Genomic DNA, 11,155 nt, shown 5'->3' with positions numbered 1-11,155 from the left:
GTGAAAATCGCTCCGAGCGATTTTGTACATTTTGCTATCCTGCAAAATGCCCTTCGGGCCATCGTCGCTTCACTCCGATGTTCAAAATCGCTCCGAGCGATTTTGTGTGTTTTGCAGGACAAAAATTCATACCACTGCAACTTAATGCCTTCATGGTGTTCTTACCGCTCGGACATGCTTAAATTTTATACCCTGCGACTCTGGTGCCAGCTATCTTTTCAGCCTTGTAACAGGCTATACTGTGCCGCGAAAAACAGACCAAAAGACTCCGCGAAAAAACGCGAAAAATAGAAAGGAAATAATCAGTGAACCCCATCGTAAAATCATTCCAGTTTGGCCAACACACTATCACTCTGGAAACCGGCGTTATCGCCCGTCAAGCTGACGCGGCTGTACTTGCAAGTATGGGTGATACCTCTGTGTTAGTCACAGTGGTCGCTAAAAAACAACCAAAACCAGGTCAGGATTTTTTCCCTCTGACTGTGAACTATCAGGAAAAAACTTATGCGGCAGGCCGCATCCCTGGTGGTTTCTTCAAACGTGAAGGCCGTCCGTCAGAAGGTGAGACGTTAATTTCTCGTTTAATCGACCGTCCAATCCGTCCATTATTCCCTGAAGGCTTCACCAACGAAGTTCAGGTGATTGCCACTGTAGTTTCAGTACAACCTGAAATTCAGCCGGACATTATCTCTATCATCGCAACTTCAGCTGCTTTGGCTATCTCTGGTATCCCATTCAGTGGTCCATTAGGCGCGGCCCGTGTTGGTTATGTAAACAGCCAGTACGTGTTAAACCCTTCAGAAACTGAATTAAAAGACAGCAAACTGGATTTAGTGGTTGCTGGTACTGCAAACGCTGTATTGATGGTTGAATCTGAAGCTGGCGTATTGTCAGAAGAAGTGATGTTAGGTGCAGTGGTATTTGGCCACGACCAAATGCAAACAGTGATCAACGCTATCAATGAATTTGCTGCTGAAGCGGCAAAACCAGTGTGGGACTGGGTTGCTCCGGTGAAAAACGCGACAGTAACCAGCAAAATTGCTGAACTGGCCACAGCTCCTGTTGGCGAAGCTTACCGTATCACTGAAAAAGCAAAACGCTACGAAGCTATTGGCGCAATCAAAGCAGAATTATTCGCTAAAATCAAAGCTGAATTAGCGGAAGGCGAAGGCTTTAACGAAACTGAAGCCAACGAAATTTTTCACAACCTGGAAAGCCAAATTGTCCGTAGCCGTATCATCAAAGGCGAACCACGTATTGATGGTCGCGACAACGAAATGATCCGCGCTTTAAGTGTAATGACTGGTTTATTACCACGTACACACGGTTCAGCTCTGTTCACTCGTGGTGAAACACAGGCCTTAGTAACCTGTACTTTAGGTACTGCCCGTGATGCGCAAACAGTAGATGACTTACTGAGCGAAAAAACCGACCACTTCCTGTTCCACTATAACTTCCCTCCGTACTCTGTGGGTGAGACAGGTATGGTAGGTTCACCAAAACGTCGTGAAATCGGTCACGGCCGTTTGGCTAAACGTGGTGTAGCTGCTGTAATGCCAGATTTCAATGACTTCCCGTACACAGTACGTATGGTGTCTGAAATCACTGAATCAAACGGTTCAAGCTCTATGGCTTCTGTCTGTGGTTCTTCATTAGCTCTGATGGATGCTGGTGTACCAATCAAAGCTTCTGTAGCTGGTATCGCTATGGGTTTGGTAAAAGAAGGTAACGACTTCGTTGTTCTTTCTGACATTTTAGGTGATGAAGATCACTTAGGTGACATGGACTTTAAAGTGGCTGGTACCACCGAAGGTATCACTGCGCTGCAGATGGATATCAAAATCGAAGGTATCACTCGCGAGATCATGCAGATCGCTCTGAAACAAGCGAAAGCTGCACGTATCCATATTCTGAATGTGATGGATCAGGCGATCAGCACACACCGTGAAGAGCTGTCTGAACATGCTCCACGTATTTACACTTTAAAAATCAACCCGGAAAAAATCCGTGACGTGATCGGTAAAGGTGGTGCAGTCATTCGTCAAATCACTGAAGAATCTGGTACTACTATCGAAATCGAAGATGACGGTACAGTAAAAATTGCTGCGACTAACTCACAAGCTGCCAACATTGCCATCAACCGTATCGAAGCTATCACAGCTGAGATCGAAGTGGGTGCAGTGTATCAGGGTGAAGTAGTACGTATTGTTGACTTCGGTGCTTTTGTTAACGTTCTGCCAGGTAAAGATGGTTTAGTGCACATTTCGCAAATTTCTGATGAGCGTGTGAGCAATGTAGCAGATCACTTAGCCATAGGTCAGAAAGTAGCTGTGAAAGTGATGGAAGTGGACAAGCAAGGTCGTGTGCGTTTAAGCATCAAGGAAGCTCAGGACAAACCTGCAGCTGTTGAGTCTGCCGATGCTGTTGAAGCTCAGTAAGGTCTCTGACCTGACCAAAAGTGCAGTGCTGCTTGCAGCACTGCTGGCTCTGGGCGCTTGCGCCCAGAAACCTTCTGCTGAAGTTGCAGTTCTTGTGGAGAATCCATTAGAACCAGAACCAGTTCAGGTTTCTTATCGCACTGAAATTGCAATAGCACGGATCTCCGAGTTATTAACTAAAACTGAAACTACAGATGAACAGCGTGCCCGGTTATTTTACGACCGTGGCGTAATGTACGACAGTGTCGGTTTACGTTCATTAGCTCGTTTTGATTTTCTGCGAGCCTTGCGTTTACAGCCTGATATGGCGGATGCTTATAACTTTATTGGTATTCACCATACCTTAGTGGGTAACTACACCGAAGCTTATGAGTCTTTTGATGCAGCCTTAGAGCTGGCACCGGATTACGATTATGCTTATTTAAACCGGGGTATTGCTTTGCTGTACGACAGTAAAACTGCTCTTGCGGTAACGGATTTTGAACTGTTTCATCAGGCGAAACCTGAAGACCCATACCGTTCATTGTGGTTGTATTTTGCTGACGCTAATTTATCGGTGCCAGAAGCTCAGGCGCGTTTAGCTTTAAATCAGGCTAAATTAGATCCGGACCATTGGGCCGGTAAGATAGTTGCTTTTTATCTGGGAAAGATCTCAGAGCAAGAGTTACTGGCTACTGCCGCGACTTTGAATACGGATCCACAACAATTGGCTGAACGTTTATGCGAAGTGTATTTCTATCTGGCCAAATGGCATCAGCAACAGAACCCAACCAAAGCGCTGGATTACTATAAAAAAGTACTGGCGACTAATGTGTACGAGTTTGTTGAGCACCGTTATGCCCGCATAGAAATGAATAGGTTACGTGGTTTAGATGCCACTGCAATTCCTGCAAGTTAACAGATTGATGTTAACGAATAAAAAAAGCCGGTTTTCTGGCTTTTTTTATTCGCAGCCATTCATGGCGCTTTCCAGCCAGTGCGCAGAGCCACTGGCGCTCATCCGGGCCATCGTTGCTTTGCTCCAATGTACAAAAACGTTCCAGACGTTTTTGTATTGGCTCTTTTTTCAGAAGCGAACCCTTAGGGCCATTGTTGCTTCGCTCAGGTGTTCAAAACTTTTGTTGCTTTGCTGTTTAGTCGGCTGTGAACCTGCGCTTGAGCATATGCCTGAACAGCTGTTGATGGATAAAGCACAGCAAGGTCATGGTGCCGCCGCCGTATTGCTGGCAAGAAAGCGTGAACAGCAGGGAGACTTTTCTGCTGCACTTAACTGGTATCAAAAAGCGCTGGATGCAGGGCTTACCGATGAACTAGCCGCTTTCCTCGCATTAAAACAGCGGCAGGATGGCTTTTTAGCGACTGCAAGATATCTTGAGCACCGTCTACAGCAACAACAAAGTGTAAGCGCAGCTGAGGCTGATTTAGCCGCTAATTATGGTCTGTGGCATTATAGTCAGAGTCCGGCTTACTTTGCATCGAACTCCAATTCGTTTTGTAGCCTGACTTTGCAACCTGTAGTTCAGTCTAAAATGGGTAGCAGTCAATTGCAGCTGTTACAACAACAGTGGCAACAGGACCCTCAGCTCTCCTCTTTACCTGTCTGCTTTTTACCTGAAATACGTATCAATAGTACTGACTTACAGTGCAGTTATCAGTCAGGACAACGTATTCAGTGTCAGTATCAGGTATTAATACCTGAAGTTGCTAAGGGCGGATTTACTCAATTACTAGTGGTTGCAGGTGAAGGGACAGCCAATTATAACAATGGTATAGTGCAGCTGGCTGAAAGCAGTTCGTTTGAGGTACTCAGGCACGAGTTTGCGCATATTCTGGGTTTTATGGATGAATACAGTTTAAGTAAAGCAGTGGCGCAAACTGAATGTCACAGCGATAAAATCCGGCCTAATTTACTGACTGATAAATCCCAGTTGGATCTATATTTACAGCATTGGCAACTAGAAAAACACGAAGTTCAGTTACAGCCTGTCGAGAGTTGTGATAAAGCCGCTGTACAGGCTTATATACCTGTTAGCAATTTAAGCTTTATGCGCTCACACGAGGCTCAGGTGCCAGATTTATATGTTAAGTTAATGCAAAAGGTGTTGGCAAAGCCAGAATTGATTATGCCAGTTCAATATTTTTATGCGTATTTAGCAAGGCAAGAACATGATTGGTACCATTGGCGCTTGTTGATGGAGCAAGCGGCAAAACAGGGGTATCCCGACGCAAAACAGTCTCTGCAAGAAACTGCAGTTATGCCGACAGCTCCGTAAGCTCACGGCTTAATAATTCAGCATCACCTAAATTCAGCTCGAGCAAGCGACGTAAATGGCTTGCGGAGTCGATATCTATTTTATCGCAGCGCACACCAACACAAGTACCATGTAAGTGAGCCACTGTCACATCCATAAACAAATCCACTCCGGATTCACTCAACTGAAACTGCAGCTGGAAGCTTTGCTCAGCCAGCAACTCTGACGCTGCGTCTAATTGCAGCAAAGCGCCTTTAAGAGATAAATCCTGCAATTGACCAGCATATACAGTGTCAGCATTTTTCAGTTGTACCGGACCGGAGAATAACACCCGGCTAAAACGTCTGTTGTCCATACCAAATCCTTTCTTTTACTGTAGTGAGCATAGTTGTTTATGGCATGAAAAGACAGCGCAGGCAGTTAAATTTAACTGCCTGCGCAAGACCTTAGTATTAGCTGACTTCTGTGAATAACAAAGCTAATTTGTACTAGATCCAGCCTTCCTAGCTTTATTCTACACTGCTAATCGCTACTGAGGAATTCACTTGCCTAAATTTACATCATTGTGCTGTACTGGTTACAGCAACATGAGCACCTTTTCAAGGAATTCTATGAACGTAAAAACTAGAACTTGCATTATTTGTAAAAAAACAGCGAAGTCTGCTGAGCATGTATTCCCAGCAGCTCTAGGGGGACGTCGGACTAATAATAGAATTTATTGCGGTATTCATAATAACAAGTTTGGTACTTATGTTGCTGAGCTTGAGCGTAATCTTGGTTTGATGAACGCCCTCGTGAAAATTCGTCCCGACAGAAAAGATGTACCTAAGTCATTCATGTTTGAGAGTAAAGAAGAAACTTTTAGCTTATTGGGTTCAGATATAGATCTCATTAGCGGTGTTTTGCCTGATTATCCTGCAGAGGCCGGGGAATTCAATTACCAATTTGTATCTACTCAAGACCGTGAAAAATGGTTTAAGGACTATCCTAATGATGGATTAGAAATTGAAGTAAAGAGTGTTAGAGAGGATAAAGAGTATTATACGGATCCCATTCCGATTCAGTTGCATTTCGGAGGTCCTAAAACGATGTACGCTGTTATCTACCTCGCTTTAACATTTATCGCTGATAATTATCCAGATCTTGCCCGTATTCGCACGCTAATAAAATTCAAGCAAAATATTGTTCGACAAGTTTTATGGAAAAAAGCTAAAAAATTAAATAATGATTGGCTATCATCTGTGGCTTTTTGGGATGGAAGAGATACGGATTTAGTCGTAGGCAAAAGCCCATTTGAATTCGGTCATACAATCGCAATATCAATAAACTCCGAAACTGGTCAAGTATCGTGCTACGTTTCGTTTTTCTCTTGTTTGAATTTTGTAATAGATTTTGGCTGCCATGAACTAGCTAAATCCGGTGAATTTCAGTCAAAGACAATATTTATAAATCCGGAGGCTGATAGCGCCAAAGGCGGTAGCGATAAGCAAGTCTTTGAATCTGTTAGTGGAGATATTTTAGACGGGATTATAGATCTTGAAACAATGATTGCCGATGGGAATGCTCAAAAGCTAGTTGAAAATTTTTTTGAAAAGGTATCTGCAAAAAAAGAGGTTTCACTTAGAGCAGATATAAGGGATAAATTATCTGTGGCAGATTTGGCTAGTAACAAAAGCCATAGGTACATAATTGAATTTTTTTCTAGTTTTTTTGATGAGTATTCCCAATCTATAGTAAATCAAACCATTAAATTGCGAAACGCTAACAACAATGTTCCTTCGATTTTTGATGACTTCTTAAACGTATTGATAGAGAAAGGCGATCATAGCGGATTAAGTCGTAATTTTTATGATTTTGTTAAGTCGATGGAGTTTTTATTTGCAACAGTTGCTATTGGTTATTTATTGAGTGGCAAAAAAGACCTAGATTACCTAGTTTATGACCTTCTCTATGGGTGGAGGGGAAAGGAGTTAATTATTTTAACTATCCGCGATTCATTGCTGATTCTCAATGCCAATCCGCAACATCCCTAAAAACTACCGCAACGTGACTGGCGTTGCTGCTAACTCTAAATCTGAGGGTAAGGCTATGTTTGAGTCTACCTTGGAGCGTGATTGGCTGACGTTGCTGCAGTTTTCCGCTGAGGTGGAAAGCTTTGAAGTGCAGCCGGTGAAGATCAAATGGGTGGATGCTGAAGGGAAAAACCATACTTATACGCCCGATGTACTGGTGTATTACCATCAGGCTGGTACCAAGCCTTTGCTGTGTGAAGTGAAATACCGTGATGAGCTTCGGGAAAACTGGACGCAGTTTAAACCTAAGTTTCAGGCTGCGTACCGCTACGCCAAAGAAAGAGGTTGGCGTTTTAAGCTGATCACTGAGCGGCGAGTTCGTACCACGTTGCTTGATAATGCTAAATTTCTGCTGCCATTTACCCGCCGTGTCACCTCTGAAGCTGAACAAGTTCCTGTGCTATTGGAGAAGCTGGCACTGCAGCCCAGTACAACAGTGCAAAGCCTGCTAAATTCAATTGACGCCAACCCTATGATTCAGGCTGAATATATTCCAGTGTTATGGTATCTGATAGGGACACATCAGGTGGTAGCAGATTTGACTCAGAAGCTGACAATGGCAAGCGTTATCCGGAGTTTGAATAATGGCTAAGGTGGCTCTGGTTGAATTAGAACCAGGCAAACTGGTGTCCTATCAGGGCAAAACTCACCGTATTCGCCGCATAGATTCCTTTGATCGTATCGAACTTCTGGATGATGACAATCAGGCAGTTGTTATTGCCAATATCGAAGACTTGCAACCAGCCACACTATCTACTGAACAAACTCATACCGATCTGCAGGCGATTGACGACAAAGCCTGGGCTGTGGCCAAGAAACGTCACGAAATTATTAAACCTCTGCTGGGAATGCCGAACCGGACTCGGGGTGATGTGGCTACTTTGGCTGCTGTGCATGCCGTACACATCAATACTATCTATAGCTGGTTACGCAGCTATGAGCAAAGCGGGTTACTTTCGTCTTTGTTACCTAGATCCCGCAGTGATAAAGGTGCCGCCAAACTGAACCCGCAGGTTGAGCAAATTATTAGCGAAGCGATTCAAAGTGAGTACCTTACCAGGCAGAAAAAGAGCAAACAAAAAGTTTGTGATGAAGTTCGTAAGCAATGTTTAAAGCTTAATTTGCCGGTACCACATGACAACAGCATTCGTAACCGGATTAAGCAGCTGCAGGGCGAATTAGTGGCTGCCAGCCGGTTAGGCCGGAAGACTGCTGATTTAAGTTACAAACCGCATGAGGGAAGTTTTCCAGGCGCAGATTACCCTCTGGCTGTGGTGCAAATTGACCATACCAAGCTGGATATTATCTTGGTGGATGACCACTACCGTCAGCCTATTGGCAGGCCCTGGATCACTCTGGCGTTTGATGTACATAGCCGGATGGTGGAAGGCTTTTATGTTTCCTTCGACCCGCCAAGCGCCTTGTCTACAGGGCTTTGCTTAACTCACGCCATATTGACCAAAGATAAATGGCTGGCCCGTTATCCTACGCAGAATCAGTGGCCTGTATGGGGGTTACCAAGCAAGGTGCACTTGGACAATGCCAAAGAGTTTCGGGGCAGCATGTTGCAACGTGGCTGTGACGAATACGGTATTGATCTGGAATGGCGGCCGGTTGGGCGACCAAACTTTGGTGCTCATGTGGAAAGGGCATTAGGTTCTTTTGCTACCGAGATCCACACACTGCCAGGCACCACCTTTTCTAACACAAGGCAGAAAGGTGAATACGACTCAGAAGGTAAGGCAGCACTTACTTTGTCAGAATTTGAAGCCTGGTTAACGATTTATATTGTCGATGTATATCACCAGCGGTTGCACAGCAGTTTAGGAATGTCACCACAACAGGCCTGGAATAAAGGCATCCTTGGTAGTAACGAGCAACCAGGTTCAGGCTTGCCGGCAAAGATTGTGGACGACTTTAAACTCAGGCTGGATCTGATGCCTTTTGAACTCAGAACAATTCAGGATTACGGTGTTCAGATTGATGAAATTCACTATTACAGTGATGTGCTGCGGATATGGATTAACGCTCCTGATCCAAAAGAACCAAGGCGTAAACGCAAGTTTATGTTCCGGCGCGACCCTCGGGATTTAAGCCAAATCTGGTTCTACGACCCCGAGTTAGCCACTTACTACCCTATTCCATACCGAAACATGGCTCACCCTCCAATTAGCATTTGGGAGCTGCGTGAGGCCCGTAAGCGGGCTTTGGATTCGGGTAAAAAGGACATTGACGAGCGGGCCATTTTTGATGCCTATGAGCGCATGCGCGAAATTGAAAGTAAGGCCGTACAAACCAGCAAAGCGGTTCGGCGTATGGATCAGCGCCGCAAAACTCATCAGCAAGCTCATGCAACTATTGAACAAAGCAGAGTAGAGCAGCAACCCGCAGCCATCATTCTTCCTGAAAGCGATGTAGATGATATTCTGCCTTTCGATGAGCTGGACGAATTATGAGCATAGAGGCCAGTCATTTAACCGAATCAGCCCAAAAAGCCTTACTACTGACCGATCAGGAACGTATATACAAGATTAAATCAGACCGCTGGATTGGCTACCCTTACGCCAAAGAAGTATTGCAGCAGTTGGATGAACTGCTTAAACATCCACGCAATAACCGTATGCCCAACATGATCCTGATTGGCGAGTCAAACAATGGCAAAACTATGTTGGCCAAAAGGTTCTGCCAGTTGAACCCTGCTTTTGACAACCCAAACGGCGATTCGGTTATAGCGCCAGTGATGTACATTCAGGCTCCACCAGTGCCGGACGAAGGCCGTTTTTACAATGCCATTCTCGATAGCCTGTTTGCACCATACAGGCCCAGTGAACGGGTGGATAAAAAGCAGTTTCAGGTGCTGAAGCTGTTACGTTATGTGGAGCTAAAAGTTCTGGTTGTCGATGAAATTCATCATATTCTGGCTGGTAGCTTACACAGGCAAAGAGCTTTTCTGAACGTACTGAAGTACCTGAGTAATGAGCTGCAAATTTCCATTGTGGGCGTAGGTACCAAAGACGCCTTGCGGGCGCTGCAAACTGAGCCACAATTAGCAAACCGCTTTAAGCCAATACAACTACCGCGCTGGGAACTGAATGACGACTTTAAACGCCTGCTGGCCAGCTTTGAAAAAATGTTGCCGCTAAAACACCCTTCTGAACTGAAACAGGATGCGTTGGCTTCCAGGCTGTATGCCATGTGCGAAGGTTATATTGGCGAATTGTCTGGCGTGCTCAATACGGCTGCAGAGTGGGCTATTTTAAATGGCACTGAGCATATCAACCAAAAAGCTTTAGCCGAAATTCGCTGGACTCCACCTTCAGAGCGCAAACGCCAAATAGACAGGGCGCAGTAGTATGCTGACGGGTAAGCTCTGGCCAGCTCACCCGCGTCCTTTGCCTGGAGAGGCTTTATCATCCTGGTTAATTCGTTGTGCACACGCCAATGGCATGAAAGCTCAAACCTTTGCAGTACGAAACTTTGGGCACGAACGCCAGATCTGGAACCGGGATATAGACCGGCTTGCTCCGGATTGGTTACTGCAAATTATGAGCGAACGCACAGGCACGCCATTAGTGCAGGTGCAAAAGATGACAGCTCTGCTTTTTGAAGGGAGGTTTTTTCGTGCTAAACATGCCAGCGGCCAGTTACGTTGGCTGTTGCCGCTGAGGTTGTACCACCGCACCTTCAGAAACTTTGGTGTGCAGTATTGCCCACAATGCCTGGCAGAAGATGTGATCCCGTATTTTCGATTAAGCTGGCGACTGGCGTTTTATACCTTCTGCCCTAAACATCAAATTATGCTGCACGATCGCTGCCACCAATGCCAACATCCAGTGGCGTTTCACAGGGTAGAACTTGGCAAAGCCAACTTGCTGGAGGCTAGTTCTATGGACCATTGCTGGCACTGCAATGCGTTACTAAGCGAAGCTCCACGAGAGCCGGTAGATAAATGGCACCGCAGGCCTTTTATGCAGTGGGAGACATTGCTGAATGTTGTCGACCGCCAGTTCAGAGACTGTGGCCCGTTAAACACAGCAAGGCTAATTCTATGGCATCAAATGTGTCGTTTAATAGTTAGCGAAAATCTTGCTCCTGATTTACAGGGCTACATCTGCAGCATTGTGAGCCAACCAGTATGTGAGTTAGTAAAAAGCAGAAAAGCCTTTGAACAGCGCGACCTTAAAGAGCGCCATTACGTGTTAGGCCTTGCCGCTTGGATCAGTGACGTACAGGCAGAGCGCAAGCTTCGTACTGCCATACAAAAACGGATGTTGCCTTCAAACCAGGTTTATCGGGATTTGAAGGGGCCCGAAATTGCTGAACTTGATAAATTGTTTGCCTTGCCACCAAGTAAACGAGGTTATAAGCTTTCAAAATCGAGGCAATAATATAA

The 11,155-nt window shown here is 45.2% G+C and carries 10 protein-coding genes; 9 read left to right on the top strand and 1 reads right to left on the bottom strand.

The genetic code is table 11. The annotated features are described in order from the left end of the window. The 4 genes from EMM73_RS20205 to EMM73_RS13120 form a co-directional block, all read left to right on the top strand. The coding region (locus tag EMM73_RS20205; protein WP_222422663.1) for a hypothetical protein at positions 1 to 182 on the top strand (182 nt) is incomplete at its 5' end. A gap of 123 nt (positions 183 to 305) precedes the next feature. Next, a complete protein-coding gene (gene pnp, locus EMM73_RS13130; RefSeq protein ID WP_127686979.1) occupies positions 306 to 2,438 on the top strand; it encodes a polyribonucleotide nucleotidyltransferase in 2,133 nt (710 codons plus the stop codon). Next, positions 2,419 to 3,336 (top strand): lipoprotein NlpI, encoded by a 918-nt coding sequence (nlpI, locus tag EMM73_RS13125; protein ID WP_127686977.1) that lies wholly within the window; start codon positions 2,419 to 2,421, stop codon positions 3,334 to 3,336. The genes pnp and nlpI overlap by 20 nt, the downstream gene beginning before the upstream one ends. Before the next feature lie 265 nt (positions 3,337 to 3,601). Beyond that, complete coding sequence (locus EMM73_RS13120; protein WP_127686975.1) at positions 3,602 to 4,711, top strand: hypothetical protein; 1,110 nt, start codon at positions 3,602 to 3,604, stop codon at positions 4,709 to 4,711. On the opposite strand, the gene EMM73_RS13115 is transcribed toward EMM73_RS13120, so the two are convergent. Continuing rightward, on the bottom strand, positions 4,692 to 5,045 hold the full coding sequence (locus EMM73_RS13115) for a PilZ domain-containing protein (protein ID WP_127686973.1): 354 nt from the start codon (positions 5,043 to 5,045) through the stop codon (positions 4,692 to 4,694). The genes EMM73_RS13120 and EMM73_RS13115 overlap by 20 nt on opposite strands. 256 nt (positions 5,046 to 5,301) lie before the next feature. Between EMM73_RS13115 and EMM73_RS13110 the strand changes: the two genes are divergently transcribed. From EMM73_RS13110 to EMM73_RS13090, 5 genes are read left to right on the top strand one after another with little or no spacing between them, the layout of a single operon-like run. Continuing rightward, on the top strand, positions 5,302 to 6,723 hold the full coding sequence (locus EMM73_RS13110; RefSeq protein WP_186435215.1) for an HNH endonuclease: 1,422 nt from the start codon (positions 5,302 to 5,304) through the stop codon (positions 6,721 to 6,723). A gap of 55 nt (positions 6,724 to 6,778) precedes the next feature. Then, on the top strand, positions 6,779 to 7,354 hold the full coding sequence (locus EMM73_RS13105) for a TnsA endonuclease N-terminal domain-containing protein (RefSeq protein WP_222422662.1): 576 nt from the start codon (positions 6,779 to 6,781) through the stop codon (positions 7,352 to 7,354). Beyond that, a complete protein-coding gene (locus EMM73_RS13100) occupies positions 7,347 to 9,218 on the top strand; it encodes a Mu transposase C-terminal domain-containing protein (RefSeq protein WP_127686967.1) in 1,872 nt (623 codons plus the stop codon). The genes EMM73_RS13105 and EMM73_RS13100 overlap by 8 nt, the downstream gene beginning before the upstream one ends. Further along, positions 9,215 to 10,114 carry a TniB family NTP-binding protein gene (locus EMM73_RS13095; RefSeq protein ID WP_127686965.1) on the top strand — a complete coding sequence of 300 codons (900 nt, stop codon included), beginning with the start codon at positions 9,215 to 9,217 and terminating at the stop codon, positions 10,112 to 10,114. The genes EMM73_RS13100 and EMM73_RS13095 overlap by 4 nt, the downstream gene beginning before the upstream one ends. Before the next feature lies 1 nt (position 10,115). Next, positions 10,116 to 11,150 (top strand): TniQ family protein, encoded by a 1,035-nt coding sequence (locus EMM73_RS13090; RefSeq protein ID WP_127686963.1) that lies wholly within the window; start codon positions 10,116 to 10,118, stop codon positions 11,148 to 11,150. The last annotated feature ends 5 nt before the right edge of the window (positions 11,151 to 11,155 follow it).

The sequence above is a fragment of the Rheinheimera sediminis genome, assembly GCF_004005375.1.
Lineage (GTDB): Bacteria > Pseudomonadota > Gammaproteobacteria > Enterobacterales > Alteromonadaceae > Pararheinheimera.
This window is presented reverse-complemented; position numbering and strand designations above follow the sequence as displayed.